General features: G+C 57.7%; 12 protein-coding genes and 1 other RNA gene. 5 read left to right on the top strand and 8 right to left on the bottom strand.

Annotated features, from left to right (window positions below; translation table 11 throughout):
* The 7 genes from DWV57_RS01270 to DWV57_RS01240 all read right to left on the bottom strand — a co-directional run bounded on the left by DWV57_RS01270 (window position 1) and on the right by DWV57_RS01240 (window position 8,759).
* Window positions 1-1,170 carry an ABC transporter permease gene (locus tag DWV57_RS01270; protein WP_120019690.1) on the bottom strand — a complete coding sequence of 390 codons (1,170 nt, stop codon included), beginning with the start codon at window positions 1,168-1,170 and terminating at the stop codon, window positions 1-3.
* A gap of 3 nt (window positions 1,171-1,173) precedes the next feature.
* A complete protein-coding gene (locus DWV57_RS01265) occupies window positions 1,174-2,688 on the bottom strand; it encodes an ABC transporter ATP-binding protein (RefSeq protein ID WP_165853652.1) in 1,515 nt (504 codons plus the stop codon).
* Window positions 2,689-2,983: 295 nt separating this feature from the next.
* Complete coding sequence (locus DWV57_RS01260) at window positions 2,984-4,159, bottom strand: BMP family ABC transporter substrate-binding protein (protein WP_097778163.1); 1,176 nt, start codon at window positions 4,157-4,159, stop codon at window positions 2,984-2,986.
* 280 nt (window positions 4,160-4,439) lie between these two features.
* Window positions 4,440-4,886, bottom strand: a complete 447-nt coding sequence (locus DWV57_RS01255) for a cytidine deaminase (protein ID WP_005940064.1) — start codon at window positions 4,884-4,886, stop codon at window positions 4,440-4,442.
* Window positions 4,887-4,976: 90 nt separating this feature from the next.
* A complete protein-coding gene (gene deoD, locus DWV57_RS01250) occupies window positions 4,977-5,696 on the bottom strand; it encodes a purine-nucleoside phosphorylase (RefSeq protein WP_120019688.1) in 720 nt (239 codons plus the stop codon).
* Window positions 5,697-5,774: 78 nt separating this feature from the next.
* Entirely contained in the window at window positions 5,775-7,658 is a 1,884-nt protein-coding gene (locus DWV57_RS01245; RefSeq protein ID WP_243112278.1) for a M23 family metallopeptidase, read from the bottom strand.
* A 174-nt stretch (window positions 7,659-7,832) separates the two neighbouring features.
* A complete protein-coding gene (locus tag DWV57_RS01240) occupies window positions 7,833-8,759 on the bottom strand; it encodes an RluA family pseudouridine synthase (RefSeq protein ID WP_120019687.1) in 927 nt (308 codons plus the stop codon).
* A gap of 110 nt (window positions 8,760-8,869) precedes the next feature.
* On the opposite strand from DWV57_RS01240, the gene rnpB reads away from it, so the two are divergent.
* The 4 genes from rnpB to DWV57_RS01220 all read left to right on the top strand — a co-directional run bounded on the left by rnpB (window position 8,870) and on the right by DWV57_RS01220 (window position 13,438).
* Window positions 8,870-9,207: RNase P RNA component class A (rnpB, locus tag DWV57_RS01235), an RNA gene on the top strand.
* A gap of 216 nt (window positions 9,208-9,423) precedes the next feature.
* The gene (locus tag DWV57_RS01230) at window positions 9,424-11,349 is read left to right on the top strand and encodes an NAD(+) synthase (RefSeq protein ID WP_120019686.1); all 1,926 of its coding nucleotides are present in this window, start codon (window positions 9,424-9,426) and stop codon (window positions 11,347-11,349) included.
* A gap of 3 nt (window positions 11,350-11,352) precedes the next feature.
* Window positions 11,353-11,706: a NusG domain II-containing protein gene (locus DWV57_RS01225; RefSeq protein WP_097774802.1), complete on the top strand. Its 354-nt coding sequence runs from the start codon at window positions 11,353-11,355 to the stop codon at window positions 11,704-11,706.
* 19 nt (window positions 11,707-11,725) lie between these two features.
* A complete protein-coding gene (locus tag DWV57_RS01220) occupies window positions 11,726-13,438 on the top strand; it encodes an LCP family protein (RefSeq protein ID WP_120019685.1) in 1,713 nt (570 codons plus the stop codon).
* A gap of 189 nt (window positions 13,439-13,627) precedes the next feature.
* Here the strand turns inward: DWV57_RS01220 and DWV57_RS01215 are convergent, their stop codons facing one another.
* Window positions 13,628-14,806, bottom strand: coding sequence for a phosphopentomutase (locus DWV57_RS01215; protein ID WP_120019684.1), 1,179 nt, complete (start codon window positions 14,804-14,806; stop codon window positions 13,628-13,630).
* A 79-nt stretch (window positions 14,807-14,885) separates the two neighbouring features.
* Here DWV57_RS01215 and DWV57_RS01210 point away from each other — a divergent pair, with 79 nt between their 5' ends.
* Window positions 14,886-15,203 (top strand): hypothetical protein, encoded by a 318-nt coding sequence (locus DWV57_RS01210; protein ID WP_120019683.1) that lies wholly within the window; start codon window positions 14,886-14,888, stop codon window positions 15,201-15,203.
* The last annotated feature ends 6 nt before the right edge of the window (window positions 15,204-15,209 follow it).

Raw genomic sequence — 15,209 nt, 5'->3', positions numbered from 1 at the left:
TCACTTGCCCTCCTTTTCGGTTGCAAATCCTGCAGGAGCAGCAGGCTCTGCGTTCACATTGGTCTTGTCGGCATTCCTGAACAGCAGTGCGTGGATCTTGCCGCGGAACAGCATGGAGAATGCGCACAGGTAGATGATGATGCCGCTGATCAGGTCCGAGATCTCAGTGGGGTAATACTTGGTGGAAAGGAAGGAGCCGCCCACCGAGATATGGGAAATGAAGATCGCCGAGAAAATGGTGCCAATGGGGTTGGAGCTTGCCAGCAGTGCAACGGAAATGCCGTTGAAGCCCATTGCCGGCAGGCTGGTGGAGTTCAGCGGGTTCCACTGGGACACATTGGACAGATAGTACAGGCCCGCACCAAAACCGGCCAGCGCACCGGCAATGGCCATGGAGAGGATGATGTTCTTCTTCTCGTTGATGCCGGCGTAGCGGGCAGCGCTCTTGTTCAGGCCGACTGCCTTGAGCTCGTAGCCGAAGGTGGTCTTGTTCAGCACCACCCAGATCAGAACTGCCACCGCTGCCGCCAGGAAGATGGCGATGGTGGTGCTGTTGGTCTGGAACAGCTTGTTCAGGCCGAAATCCGGGATGATGGACTGAGCGTAATCGGCGTTCTTGCTGATGTTGATGGTACGGGTGTTGCGCACATCGTACATGGGGCCGGTGCCGTTCTGGTAAATGAGCTCATTGACCAGATACAGGCCGATCCAGTTGAACATGATGGAGGTAATGACCTCGTTGATGTTGAAGTAGGCCTTGAAGAAGCCGGGGATCGCACCCCAGATGCCGCCCAGAATGGTGGCTGCGATCAGACAGACGAACCACGGCAGCTTGAGCATGATGGCGCAGTACAGAGCGCCGTAAGCGCCCAGCGTATACTGACCCGCCGCACCGATGTTGAACAGGCCGGTCTTGAAGGCAAAGGCCACGGACAGACCGGTCATAATGAGGGGAGCCGCATTTGCCAGCTCCTTGCCGACACCGTAGGGCGCGTCATGGAAGCCGCCCTTCAGGATGCGCACAAAGCCGTCGCCCCATGCGTGGGCCGGGTTGATGGCCAGCAGCACCAGAAAACCGACCACAAGGCCAATCAGGATGCACAGCAGAGCAGCCAGCACACTGGTGATGGAGCTGTTCAGACTGCTGTGGGAAAGTTTTTTCTTGTTCATGTGTTATTTGCTCTCCTTTCCCTGCTTGCGTGCGCCTGCCATATGCAGGCCCAGCTCCTGCACGGTGGTGGTCTTGGGGTCAAATTCGCCCACGACCTCGCCCTCGTACATCACAAGGATGCGGTCGGACAGGTTCATCACCTCGTCCAGCTCCAGACTGACCAGCAGCACGGCCGTACCCTTATCCCGCTCGGCCACGATCTGACGGTGGATGTATTCAATTGCACCAACGTCCAGACCGCGGGTGGGCTGGACTGCCACCAAGAGCTTCGGGTCCTTATCGATCTCACGGGCAATGATGGCCTTCTGCTGGTTGCCGCCGGACATGCTGCGCACGGTGGTCAGGCTGCCCTGACCGCTGCGCACATCGTACTGGGCAATGAGCTTATCGGAATATTCGCGCACCTTATCGCTGCGGATAAAGCCGCCCTTCTGGAACTCGGGCTGCCAGTAGCGCTGCAGCACCATGTTGTTTTCCAGACTGTAATCCAGCACAAGGCCGTGCTTGTGGCGGTCCTCCGGGATATGGCTCATGCCGTCCTTGGAGCGCTGACGGATGGACTCGTTGGTGATGTCCTTGCCGTCCAGTGTGATCTTGCCGCTGCTGATCTTTTCCAGACCAGTCAGGCCGTAGACGAACTCGGTCTGACCGTTGCCCTCGATACCGGCAAGACAGACGATCTCACCGGCGTGCACCTGAAAAGAGACATTCCGGACTGCATCCTTCTTGTGCTGGGCATTGTGCATGGTGACGTTTTCCACATCCAGCACCACTTCGCCGGGGTTGGCAGGCTTTTTGTCCACCTGCAGCTGCACATCACGGCCAACCATCATGCGGGAAAGCTCTTCCTTGGTGGTATCCTTGATGTCCACGGTACCCATGCATTTGCCCTTGCGCAGAACTGTGCAGCGGTCTGCCACAGCCATGATCTCGTTGAGCTTGTGGGTAATGAACAGGATGGACTTGCCTTCCTTCTTGAACCCGCGCATGATCTCCATCAGTTCGTCGATCTCCTGCGGGGTCAGCACTGCGGTAGGCTCGTCGAAGATCAGGATCTCGTTGTCGCGGTACAGCATCTTCAGGATCTCAACGCGCTGCTGCATACCAACAGAGATATCGCTGATCAGTGCATCCGGGTCCACGCGCAGGCCGTACTTTTCGCTCAGGGCCATCACCTTTTTGCGTGCCTCGGCCTTCTGCAAAAAGCCCATCTTGTTGGGTTCCACGCCCAGAATGATGTTGTCCAGCACGCTGAAGCATTCCACCAGCTTGAAGTGCTGGTGCACCATGCCGATGCCCAGTGCGTTTGCATCATTGGGGTTGCGGATAGCAACCTCCTTGCCGTTTTTGCGGATCTGACCAGCTTCCGGCTGGTACAGGCCAAACAGCACGCTCATCAGTGTACTTTTGCCGGCGCCGTTCTCGCCCAGCAGGGCATGTACCTCGCCTTTGCGCAGCTGCAGGGTGATATCGTCGTTTGCTTTGATCCCAGGAAACTCCTTGGTAATGTGGAGCATTTCGATCACAAAATCCTCTGCCAATCTGCTCACTCTCCTTTCGTGTCGTTTCGACACCGATACTTCTTTAAGTTCCATTATACCTGATTTGCGGCAATTTGCACATGTCTTTTTTGCTTTTTGGCAGAAAGCACAGACAATAGTATTACTTTTGTACTCTTTTCACGAAGAGTACGCTGCATTTTTCCCGCATTACGCCAATAGAAGACAGAAAAAAGCGGGACACCCCGTTACAGGATGCCCCGCTTTGAAAAGAACCATCGATCGTCCGCAGGCAGGCCTGCCGGACAACAGCTTACTGGATGTAGTTGACAGTGGTGAACTCGCTGACGGTGGGCTTGGTAGCGTCGTCGGAGCTGTTATCAACAGTGATCTCGCCGCTCTTGATCTTGCCCTTGACTTCCTCGTACTCGTCGGTGGTGAAGGACTCGAAGTTCCAGCTGTCTGCATCGGTGGGCAGGCCGACATAATCGCCGTCCTCCAGACCGAAGTTGCCGTTGGAAGCTGCGATGTCGCCCCAGCTGCCGGCCTCGATATCAGCCAGAGCAGTGTTGACAGCCTCGGACAGGCCCTTCATAGCAGAGGTGATGAACGGGTTATAAGCGTAGGTGCCGTCTGCAACGCCGTTTGCACCGATGTAGTTCTGGTCAACATCAACGCCGATGACGTAGCCGTTGTTCTTCAGAGCAGCCTCAACAGCGGAGGTGTAGATGCCGCCGCCGCAGGCAAAGACGACCTGAGTGCCGTTGGAGTACCAGCCCTCCATACGGGAGGTGATGTTTGCATCACCGTAGAACTGGCCGCCGTAGAAGTAGTTGATCTCGATGTTCTGGCCCAGCTCAGCAGCAGCGGCATCAGCACCTTGCACGAAGCCGTAGCCGTAACGGATAACAGCGGGAACAGCCATGCCGCCCAGGAAGCCCAGCTTGGTCTTGCCGTCCTTTGCGATGGCGTAGCCTGCCAGATAGCCTGCCTGCTCCTCTTTGAAGGTGATGCAGTAGCAGTTGGCAGGGATGGCATCGGTGCCGATATCGCCCTGCGTCACATCGATGGCGATGAACTTGACATCGGGATACTGGTCAGCAGCCCATGCCAGAGAAGCACCGTACAGGTAGCCGACGCAGACGATCACATCAGCGCCGTCGTTGACAGCCTGACGGATCATGGTCTCGCGGTCCTCATCGGAAGCGTCAGCCTCGGGGATGTAGTACTGGCAGTCATCGCCCATGTAGCTGGAAACAGCAGCCCAGCATGCCTGGTTGAAGCTCTCATCATCGATCGTGCCGGTATCGCAGGTCAGAGCGACCTTGACGATCTTCTCACCGCCCTCAGCAGCAGAGGAGGCAGTAGAAGCAGCAGCGGAAGAAGCGGTGCTGGCAGAAGAAGCGGAAGAACCGCCGCAGGCGGTCAGAGCAGCGGCAGCGGCAGCAGCACCAGCCACAGCCAGAAAGTTACGACGAGAAATCTTCATAAGAAACTCTCCTTTATTTTAAAAAATCGCGTCAAATAAATAAAATGCGCAGAGCTGCACATTTACTGGCTCAAGTATAACGGCAAGCCGTGTCAGATGCAAGCAAATTCCGATTACAAAATCTTTACAATAATTTTGTCAGTTTTTATCAAAAGTAGTATTTATGCACAAATTTGCCGTAGTTCCGGCCATTTTCCGTGCACTCCCTGTGTTTTGCCGCACAATGCACGTATTTCCGTTACTTTATTGTCCTGCAGTGTGCCTCTGCGCTTTTATCCCGTTACTTCACGGCACGGTTGCCCGCCACATTGGAGGGGCCAAAGCCGAAGGGCAGCAGTTCGTCCATGCTGCGCTCGATAAAGTCTTCCGGTGTCTTTGCCATGATAACGTTCAGTTCCGGCCCGCCGAATTCAAACAGAGCCTGGCGGCACACCCCGCAGGGAGAAGTGATCTGCTCGTTTACCTCGCCGCGGCGGCTGCCCACCACAGCAATGTCGGTGAACTCGGTCACGCCCTCAGCCACCGCCTTGAACAGAGCCGTGCGCTCTGCACAGCTGGTGGGGGTAAAGGCAGCGTTCTCCACGTTGCAGCCGGTAAAAATGCGGCCATCCTTGGCGCGCAGGGCAGCGCCCACCATAAAATCGCTGTAGGGCACATAGGCTTTTTCCCGTGCAGCCAGTGCCATGCGGATGAGCTCCTTCTTTTCTTCCAGCGTCAGGTTTGTCATATCCGTCACTCCTTTTTTGGTTTTCAGCGGTCGAAAACAGCGCGGCAAGCCCTTTTGCAGGCAAACCGCGCTGAAATACGTTTTTAACGCTTAGTATTCTGCACCCAGTGCTACCTTCATCATGTCGGTAAAGCTCTTCTGGCGCTGTTCTGCCGTGGTGATCTCCGGCGAAACAAAGCTGTCGGAAATGGTCAGCAGGCAGGCAGCGTTCTTGCCCAGCACCTGTGCATTGGCAAACAGGGCAAAGCTCTCCATCTCCACGCACAGGCAGCCGCGCTCGTCGCGCAGCTTTTCCCAGTAGGTGGGCTTTGCATCGGAGGGCTGACGGTAGAACACATCCGAAGAATGGATGTTTCCCTCGATGAGGGGGATGCCCTGCTTTGCGGCAGAAGCGCGCAGCTTGTCGTTCAGACTCTGGCTGGGCAGGGTAACATTGCCGTCAAAACCGCTCTGCACGCGGGCATAGTTGCTTTCACTCACAGCACCGGCGGCCAGCACCACGTCAAACAGCTTGGCCTTGTCGGTATAGCTGCCGGCAGAGCCAATGCGGACGATGTTCTCTACATCGTAGAACTTGAACAGCTCATAGGAATAAATGCCGATGGAAGGCATACCCATGCCGCTGCCCATCACGCTGATGGGACGGCCCTCGTAAGTGCCGGTAAAGCCTAGCATGCCGCGCACGCCGGTCACCTGACGGACATCCTTGAGGAAGGTATCCGCAATGAATTTTGCACGCAGGGGATCGCCCGGCATCAGAACGGTCTTTGCAAAATCGCCTTTTTCAGCACTGATGTGAGGGGTAGACATAAGATCATCTCTCCTTTTCTGTTACATAATACAGCAGATGGGCCTTCTCCGGAGAAAAAGCCCTCTGCAAACTTACCTTTACCTATACTTTCTGCGGTTGAACACATTCTGCGGCGCGATGTAGCTGCCGTTGCGGCGGATCTCAAAGTGGCAGTGGTTGCCGCTGGAGCGTCCGGTGCTGCCCACATAGCCGATCAGCTGGCCCTGCTTGACGGTCTGACCGGAGTGCACCGCCAGCGACAGACAGTGCGCATACACCGTGGTGTAGCCGCTGCCGTGGCTGATGATGATGGAGTAGCCATAACCCGTACCGGCACCGGCCTTGTTGTAGCCGGCCTTGGTCACGGTGCCGCCCGCCGATGCGTAGATGGGCGTACCGGCAGCCGCACAGATATCCACACCCTTGTGGCTGCCGCCGTACCAGCGCGAGCAGTTCCGGTAGCCGGGCACCGGCCAGATGAACTGACCGCTGCCGGTGATGTAGCTGGTGCTGCTGGTCACCTTTTTGGTGCCCTTCACGATCTTTTCCGTGACAGGCTCCTGCACCACTTCCGTGCTCAGGATCTTCTGGGAAAGCTGGATGCCGTCGGTGTTATAAACACGCTGCGCCGTGATCTGACGCAGGCCGTTCACACCGTTCTGCACCGTTTTCTTGGTGCCCACCGTGTACTCGTTGGAGGTGGTGGTCTCGGTGGTATAGGGGATCTCCTCCTGCCAGGTCTCCACCTTGGTGATGCGCACTTCCAGCGTAGCTTCCTGCTTGGTCACGATCAGCTCATCACCGGCCTGAATGTTGGATTTTTCATTCAGCTGTGCGCCTTTGAAGCTGGGGTTCAGCTCGCACAGTTCCCGGAAGGTCAGGTCGTTTTTCTGGGCGATGCTCCACAGCGTGTCGCCTGCGCCCACTGTGTAGATCTTTTCCTGCTGCTGCACACCGGAAAGTTCCTTTTCCACATCCGCTTCGTCCTGAAAGCTGTCGTTGAAGTAGATGCCGTTTTCCAGCGTGACTTCCTTGTTGAAGCCCACGGTCACGTTGGAGTTCTCAGGGTCCTCATAGGGTTCCAGCAGGCTGCTCAGGTAGCTCTGCAGGCTGGCACCATCGCTGCACACTGCGGTCAGCTCACCATCCAGATACAGGGCCGTGCCCTCGCTGATCTCGTCGCTGGCGCTCTTCAGGATCGCGTCCGCCATCTCGTTTTCATCCATGGTCTTGTGGGCCACGGTAACGGTGTAGGTAGGCTCCACGGTCCACTTTGCATGGTCGGTGTCTGCGTAGTTGATACGCTCCTGCACCGCCTCGCGGGCCGAGTTGAACACATCCTCATTGGCCACATAGCCGACGGTCTGGCCGTTCACCTGCACCTCCAGCGCATAAGGCTGGCGGACGGTATGGTTGAACACGGTCACCATAACGGCCAGTGCGCACACCGGCAGCACATACATGGCCATGCGCGGCAGTGTTTTCAGGTTGCGGCGCACGCCGCTGGCCAGATAATGTACGCTGGCTTTGCAGGCTGCGGCAAAGCCTTTTTCTTTCCGCACCCGTTGGGCGTGCACCAGCAGCGAACCGCAGCCCCGGAAGAACAGCCAGATCGGGCCGAACAGGTCCCGGAACATCTGCGCTGCCCCCGGGAACGCCATTGCCGCAGTATTTGCCAGCAGTGTCGTAAATGCCTGCCACAGCCACAGCCAGCCGCTGCGCAGGCCGCGCCCAACGCGGACGAATACATACTCTGTAGAATAGCCCAGTGCATACAGCGTCTCCCCGATGACTGGCGCGGCAGAATTCTGGGCAAGCTTTCTGCCAAAATCATTCATATGATTCTGGGTTTTACGGCGCAGCCGGTGCCGGTGCAAAAGCCCCATGCATTGCAGCTGTGCCCAAAGGGAGCGCAGCCTCTGGCCGCGTTTCGGTTTTACCGGTGAAGCGGGCTGCTGCTCCTTTGTCTTGTCTTCGATCAAAAGGTTTTTCTCCTTCCTTGCCGCCAATGCACACACGGTGCCGGGATAAGACGGCGGCGGTCTTGGGCGCACATGCCCTTTCCAGCAGGCTCATGCGCACAACATTCTTATTTTATTATACACCCTGCCGTCTTTGAAACAAGCATTGTCACAAAATTTGGGCGGTTCTTTCACTTACTTTTCACCAAAAAGCTGTTTCATATCCTGCGGCATCGGGCTTTCTGCCGCAACAGTCTTCCAGTTATTTCCATTCGCCGGGCATTTCACCCGGATTCCGCCCTCCACCGGGGTGTACACCGGCACCCGGAAGCTCTGCCTTGCACAGTGCAGCGCCTGCCGCCCAATGCGCTCCCGGCTCCCGCCGTAAAGGTCATCCCCAGCCAGCGGGTGGCCGATGGACGCAAAATGCACCCGGATCTGATGGGTGCGGCCCGTTACCGGCACACAGGCTGCAAGGCTCAGGCCGTTTTCTGCCTTTAATATGGTATACTCGGTGCGGCTGGGCTTGCCGTCCGGGGTCACGCAGCGGCCAATGATGCTCTCCGCCTGGCGGCCAATGGGCGCGTCGATCACGCCCGGACCCAGCGGCAGCTCCCCCTCCACAACGGCATAGTAGAGTTTTTCCACATTCCGGGCCAGCAGCGGCGCAGCGTAGGCGTGCTTTGCAGCCAGAACAAGGCCGCTGGTGTCCTTATCGATACGGTTCACCGGGCGGAACACCGGGCTGATGCCCTGCTGCGCAGCCCATGCCGCATACCCGTTGGCAAGGGTATCGTAGGGGTAGTTCAGGGTGGGGTGCACGGCCAGATGCGGCGGCTTTTCCAGCACCACTGCAAAGGCATCCTCATAGACCACGTTTACCGGGATCTCCGGCTGTGGGGCCACGCCTTCCCCTTCCGGCGGCAGCTCAAAGCTGACCGTCTGCCCCGGGTACACCCTGCGGTTGGCAAGGACAGGCTCTCCATCCGCAAAAAAGCCGCTGCCCCGGAACTTGACTGCACGGGCAAGGTCGGTGGAGACGGCACACTGGCGCAGAAAATTGCGCAGAAGCACTCCGTTTTGGGTCTGCAGCGTATCGGGCACCGTAAAAAACAGCCACATATGCACCCCCACCTCCTGCGCAAAAAACATAAAAATGTATAAGATATTATATCAAAAAAGGCTTCTACTTGCAAATCCTTCTTTTTTATGGTATCATGAGGAGCGGAAAACGAGTGGAACATACGGCGGCGGGGCGGCTTTGACCGCTCTGAGGAAAGTCCGGGCCTCACAGAGCACGGTAACTGCTAACGGCAGCCGAGGGTGACCTTAGGGAAAGTGCAACAGAAAACAAACCGCCGCAGCAATGCGGTAAGGATGAAACGGCGAGGTAAGAGCTCACCAGCGCATGGGTGACCATGCGGCTTTGTAAACCCTACCGGAAGCAACGCCTATATGGGACGTACAGCGCTGCTCGCGTGTCCCGAAGGCGGCACGAGCCTGTCAGCAATGGCAGGTCTAGACAGATCGTCGTTTAATACAGAACCCGGCTTACGGTCTATCTCGTTTTCCATTTTTCAGTCTTTGATTCCCGCACATTTTTGTGTGGGATTTTTTATTTTTTGTCTTGCCCGCTTTCTTCGTCGGGCAGTGCGAGATGGAGAGAGCGCGGCTGTTTTGTTTTTGTCATTGTTCTTTTACTTCCCGTTTGGGTCTGTTTGTGGTATACTATGTGCACTGCAGGAAATTGCAGTCAACTAAGAAAGACAGGATGTGAAATCCTCCGATGAAAGATGGTTTTTTGAAAGCAGCCGCCCTTTCTCCCGCACTGCGGGTGGCCGACTGCGCCTATAATGTCCGGCAGATCACGGATGCTTTGCACAAAGCCGCAGCCCGCGGCGTAAAGCTGGCCGTGTTCCCTGAGTTCTGCCTGACCGGCTATACCTGCGGCGACCTGTTTTTGCAGCGTACTCTGCAGACCGGCGCGCTGGACGCTTTGAGCGCCCTGCTGGCTGAAACGCAGGAGCTGGACGTGGTGGCTCTGGTGGGCCTGCCGCTGCTGGTGCACGGCAAGCTGTACAACTGCGCCGCCGTGCTGTGCCATGGCCGCATTCTGGGCCTTGTACCCAAGACCTATCTGCCCAACTACGGCGAGTTCTACGAAAAGCGTCAGTTCACCCCGGGCAGTACCGAGGTGGAGCTGGTGGAGATGTGTGGTCAGCAGGTGCCCTTTGGCACTTCCCTGCTGTTCCGCTGCCGCCAGATGCCCAGTTTTGTGCTAGGTGTGGAGATCTGCGAGGATCTGTGGAGCGCCCTGCCGCCCTCCACCTTCCACGCGCTGGCCGGTGCGACCGTGATCGCAAATCTTTCCGCCAGCGATGAGACCGTCGGCAAGGCCGAGTACCGCCGGGCGCTGGTGTCCAACCAGTCTGCCCGCCTGCTGTGCGGCTACCTGTATGCTTCCGCCGGGCACGGTGAGAGCACGCAGGACATGGTGTTCGCCGGCCACGACCTGATCGCCGAGAACGGCACTATTCTGGCGGAGAACGCTCCCTTTGACGGCGGCTGTGCCGAGACCGAGATCGACTGCCAGCGCATGGAAGCCGAGCGTGCCCGCAACACCAGTTTTGAGCTGAGCGGCGAGGGCTACCAGACCGTGGAGTTCGATCTGGAACCGGCAGAGACCACGCTGACCCGCTGGATCGACCCCGCACCCTTTGTGCCCGGCGACCCCAAGCGCCGCGCCGAGCGCTGTGAGCTGATTCTGAAAATGCAGGCCGACGGCCTTGCAAAGCGGCTGGAACACGCCCACGCAAAGACCGCCGTTATCGGCATTTCCGGCGGCTTGGACAGCTGTCTTGCGCTTCTGGTGGCCGTGCGTGCCATGAAGCAGCTGGGCCGCCCCGCCCGGGATGTGCTGGCTGTGACCATGCCCTGCTTTGGCACCACGAAGCGCACCCGCAGCAATGCAGAGATCCTGTGCGATGAGCTGCAGGTCTCCTTTAAAGAGATCGATATCGCCAACACCGTGCACAGCCATTTTGCGGACATCGGTCAGGACGAGAGCGTGCTGGATGTCACCTTTGAAAACGGTCAGGCCCGCGTGCGTACGCTGGAGCTGATGGACACCGCCAACCGCACCGGAGGCCTTGTAGTGGGCACCGGCGACCTTTCGGAGCTGGCGCTGGGCTGGGCCACCTACAACGGCGACCACATGAGCATGTACGGTGTGAACGCCGGTGTGCCCAAAACGCTGGTGCGCCACCTTGTGCGCTACGAAGCCGACATTGCCGCCGCCGATGCTCTGCGCACGGTGCTGCTGGATATTCTGGATACGCCCGTCTCCCCGGAGCTGCTGCCTGCCAAGGACGGCGAGATCGCGCAGAAGACCGAGGACCTTGTGGGACCCTACGAGCTGCACGATTTCTACCTGTATCAGGTACTGCGCTTCGGCTTTGGCCCAGCCAAGATCTTCCGGCTGGCAAAGGCTGCATTCGCAGGCCGGCCGGAGTACCCGGACAGTGTTCTGTACAAGTGGCTGCGCAACTTCTACTGGCGGTTCTTTGCCCAACAGTTCAAGCGCAGCTGCCTGCCCGACGGCCCCAAGGTGGGCAGCGTGACCCTTTCGCCCCGCGGCGACTGGCGGATGCCCAGCGATGCCTGTGCCGCACTGTGGCTGGCCGAGCTGGAACAATTACAGATCAAGGACTAACGCATGAAAAACAAAAAGCTGCTTGCCAATCTTCTGTTTGCCGTGGTCATTCTGGCCATTGCCGCTGTGCTGCTGGTGGTACGCCGCGTGCACGCTTCCGGCTCCGGGCTGCGGGCCGAGCTGATCTACGGCGACAACAACACCACCATGAACCTGCCGCTGGACGTGGATGAGACCTATGATGTGGACACCGGTTACTATACCGTCCACATCCAGATCAAGGACGGTGCAGCCCGGTTCGTGGATTCGCCCTGCCCGGATCACATCTGTGAAGGCTTTGGCTGGCTTTCCAACGAAGATCAGACCGCCACCTGCCTTCCGGCCCGTGCAGTGCTGACCATTGTACCTGTTTCCTGACAAAAAGGAGTGGTTTTGAATGATGGATGAAAACGATCGTTCCCACGAAGATTACCGTTCTCTGCGGCACATCAGCCGCAAGGAAGGCTCTGAGGACACTGCGCCCATCGAGGTAGACAGCTCGGCGTTTTTTTCCGAGCTTCCGCCGGAACAGCCCAGCACACCGCCTCCGGCCCAGCCTCCCCAGAAGCCGCCGCGCAGCGGCCACAACACACCCGTACCGCCCAAGGCCCAGCCGCCCGTGGATGGAGCCGTGGCAGTACCTTCCAAGTGGGGGAAAATTTTGCTGATCTTACAAGGTATTTTAAGCATTCTGGCACTGGTGCAGCTGTGGCGCACCCAGATGCTGCCGGTGCTGTATCTGGTCATTCTGGCCGCGCTGCTGGCACTTTTGTGGCTGCTGGTAAAGCGCTGTCAGGAATACAATGTTCCCGGCAAGGTAGCCCGGGTATTCTCGGTGTTCCTGTGCGCTGCCATGGCGCTGGGCTGCTTCTGGGCCCAGCAGGGCCTTTCTGCCTTGGGCAGCATGACCTCTGGCCTGCTCACCGGTGCCGAGGCCAACAAGATCACCAAGGAGCCGTTTGTGATCTACCTCAGCGGCGTGGACACCCGCGGCGAGCTGACCGAAAATGCCCGCAGCGACGTGAATATCCTTGCTGCCGTGAACCCTGTCACCAAGAGGGTAGCCCTGATCAACACCCCGCGCGACTACTACGTAGACCTTGCCGGCACTGACAGCAAGGATAAGCTGACTCACGCCGGTCTGTACGGCGTGGAAACCAGCATGGCCACACTGGGCAATCTGTACGGCGTCAATGTTGACCATTACATCCGCATCAACTTTGCGGGCTTCATCAGCATCATCGATGCGCTGGGCGGCGTGGATGTCTACTCCGATCAGGCGTTCACTTCTGTGGGCAGCCCCGGCTACTATGACCCCACCACCTTTGTGGAGGGCTGGAACCATCTGGACGGCAAGGCCGCTCTGGCCTTTGCCCGTGAGCGTCACGCCTTTGCATCCGGCGATATCCAGCGCGGCATCAACCAGATGAAGGTGATCGATGCCATGCTGAACAAGATCAAGTCCCCTGCCCTGCTGATGGGTTTTTCCAAGATCATGGATGCCGCAGCCGACTGCTTTGTGACCAGCTTTTCACAGGATCAGATCAGTGCGCTGGTGCGGATGCAGCTGAGCGACTTTGCCGAGTGGGATATTGAAAGCTACACCGTCACCGGCACAAGCTCCAGCAGCACCAAGTGCTACTCTGCCAAGGGACAGAAGCTCTACGTCATGAAACCGGACGATGCTTCTGTGAGCAAGGCCAAGGAAATGATCGCGTCCGTGCTGGGCGGTGAGGGCACCGTTGCCGACACCACCCAGAAGCCGGAAAAGACCGAGGTGTTCACCCCCACCACCGACCCGAACGCCGCTGTTTCGGAGGTGCCTGCGGAGAGCGTTCCCGAGGAAGTGCCCGCCGACAGCCTGCCGGAAGAGACTGTCCCGGCCGACCAGCCTGCAGATGCAGAGCAGCCTGCCGACACCCAGCCGCAGGAGCCGGAAGCTCCCGCCGAGGGCGAGACCGGCAGCGGTGATACGGCCGGAGAAGCACCGTCCATCTCCCTGCCCACGCAGGAAGAGGTGGAACAGGCTGCATCGTCCATCTACAATGCAGCTTCCTCCATCTGGGATGCCATTCAGGATGCCGCTTCGCAGCAGAACGAAGCCGCGTGACGATTTAAAATGTCCTCCGCGCAAGCTCCGGACTCTATCGTGGAAATATTATTTTATTTGCAAAACAGGAAACAACTGCGGTCGTTTCCTGTTTTGCTTTTTCACCAGAAAGTCCGTGCCGATAAACTGCATAAAAATGCCGCCTGCATCTTGAACCAATGCAGGCGGCTTTCTCATTCTATAAAATCATTATGCCTTGATCTCGTTCCAGACGCTCTTGCCGTCCAGAGAGGAAGCATCCACATCAAGATACTCGCAGATGGTCTGGGCGATGGTGCCAAAGCACAGACGGGTGCCAAGGTCAACGCCGGGCTTCACGCCCTTGCCGCAGATCAGATACGGCACATACTCGCGGGTGTGGTCGGTGGTCTTGGTATAGGACGGGTCGCAGCCGTGGTCAGCCGTCACCATCAGGAGATCGCCCTCCCGCATCCCGGGGATGAAATCTGCCACGAACCTGTCGAACTCCGTAGCAGCGGCGGCATAGCCTGCCACATCGCGGCGGTGGCCGTAGAGCATATCGAAGTCCACCAGATTTACAAAGGCAAGGCCCTCAAAGTCGCGGGTCTGGAGCGCCTTGGTGAAGGCGATGCCGTTGGTATTGCCAGTGGTCTTGATCTTCTCGGTCACGCCCTCACCGTCAAAGATATCGAAGATCTTACCCACAGCGATCACATCCCTGCCCGCGTCCTTCAGCAGATCCAGCATGGTAGCGCGGGGCGGCTTGAGGCTCAGGTCGTGGCGGTTGGTGGTGCGGTAGAAGGTATCCGCAGTGTGGCCCAGGAAGGGGCGTGCGATCACGCGGCCCACGCCGTACTCGCCCTTGAGCATCTCGCGGGCGATCTCGCAGTAGCGGTACAGCTCATGCACCGGCACCAGCTCTTCGTTGGCGGCCACCTGAAATACACTGTCGGCACTGGTGTAGACGATAAGGGCGTTTTCTTTCATGGCCTGCTCGCCGTAATCCTTCAGCACCTGCGTGCCGGAGTAAGGCTTGTTGCACAGCACCTTGTGGCCGGTCTTTTCCTCAAACTCGTGGATCAGCTCATCCGGGAAGCCGTTCGGGAAGGTGGGCAGCGGCTTGGGGCTTACCACACCGGCGATCTCCCAGTGACCAATGGTGGTATCCTTGCCCATGCTCTGCTCCTGCAGGCGGGCAAAGGAGCCGATGGGCGCTGCGGTCTTTTCGCCTGCGGTCACGCCATCAATGTTGAACATGCCCATCTTTTGCAGGTTGGGGCAGTTGAAGTTGGGGTGTTTTGCAATGGCACCCAGGGTGTTGGTGCCCTCATCGCCAAACGCTGCGGCATCCGGCTCTGCGCCAATGCCAAAGCTGTCGAGGACGATCAGAAAAACACGCTTTTCCATATCGTTTTTTCTCCATTTCTTCCGGGGACCTGCCCCGGATAAGTGATACTATCTTTACTTATCATTATAAGCAAATCCTGTGCCGGATGCAAGCGTTTTTGCTGTGCTGCAAATATCCGTCATTTTCACCAAAATGTTCGTCATTTCGTTCACAATTCAACGAAGCGTTTTGGCGTTTTTGTTCGTTGCTGCGTTATTTCATGAAAAAGACATCTTAGCTGCCAAAAAAATTGCAGCGCAGCTTGAATTTTTTCTTGCCCTATTGTATCCAAGCGGGTATAATAGTAAATGGAAAGGTTTTGAACTACAGAATTTTTCCGCTTTTGTACCACAGCACGGGATTTTTCTCGTTGGCCACGCGCAGCTGCCTGTACGACGACAGCCTGCCGCAAAATAGAGAATG

The sequence above is a fragment of the Faecalibacterium sp. AF10-46 genome (assembly GCF_003604105.1).
Taxonomy (GTDB): domain Bacteria; phylum Bacillota; class Clostridia; order Oscillospirales; family Ruminococcaceae; genus Faecalibacterium; species Faecalibacterium taiwanense.
The sequence above is the reverse complement of the archived record's forward strand: the minus strand, read 5'-3'. Positions and strand labels throughout refer to the sequence as shown.

Bases quoted from the DNA above. Each gene is read 5' to 3' on its own strand.
- DWV57_RS01240 (WP_120019687.1), bottom strand. From the start codon at position 8,759: ATGTGGCTGTTTTTTACGGTGCCCGATACGCTGCAGACCCAAAACGGA.
- DWV57_RS01255 (WP_005940064.1), bottom strand. From the start codon at position 4,886: ATGACAAACCTGACGCTGGAAGAAAAGAAGGAGCTCATCCGCATGGCA.
- DWV57_RS01265 (WP_165853652.1), bottom strand. From the start codon at position 2,688: ATGCTCCACATTACCAAGGAGTTTCCTGGGATCAAAGCAAACGACGAT.
- DWV57_RS01260 (WP_097778163.1), bottom strand. From the start codon at position 4,159: ATGAAGATTTCTCGTCGTAACTTTCTGGCTGTGGCTGGTGCTGCTGCC.
- DWV57_RS01270 (WP_120019690.1), bottom strand. From the start codon at position 1,170: ATGAACAAGAAAAAACTTTCCCACAGCAGTCTGAACAGCTCCATCACC.
- DWV57_RS01215 (WP_120019684.1), bottom strand. From the start codon at position 14,806: ATGGAAAAGCGTGTTTTTCTGATCGTCCTCGACAGCTTTGGCATTGGC.
- DWV57_RS01220 (WP_120019685.1), top strand. From the start codon at position 11,726: ATGATGGATGAAAACGATCGTTCCCACGAAGATTACCGTTCTCTGCGG.
- DWV57_RS01225 (WP_097774802.1), top strand. From the start codon at position 11,353: ATGAAAAACAAAAAGCTGCTTGCCAATCTTCTGTTTGCCGTGGTCATT.
- deoD (WP_120019688.1), bottom strand. From the start codon at position 5,696: ATGTCTACCCCTCACATCAGTGCTGAAAAAGGCGATTTTGCAAAGACC.
- DWV57_RS01230 (WP_120019686.1), top strand. From the start codon at position 9,424: ATGAAAGATGGTTTTTTGAAAGCAGCCGCCCTTTCTCCCGCACTGCGG.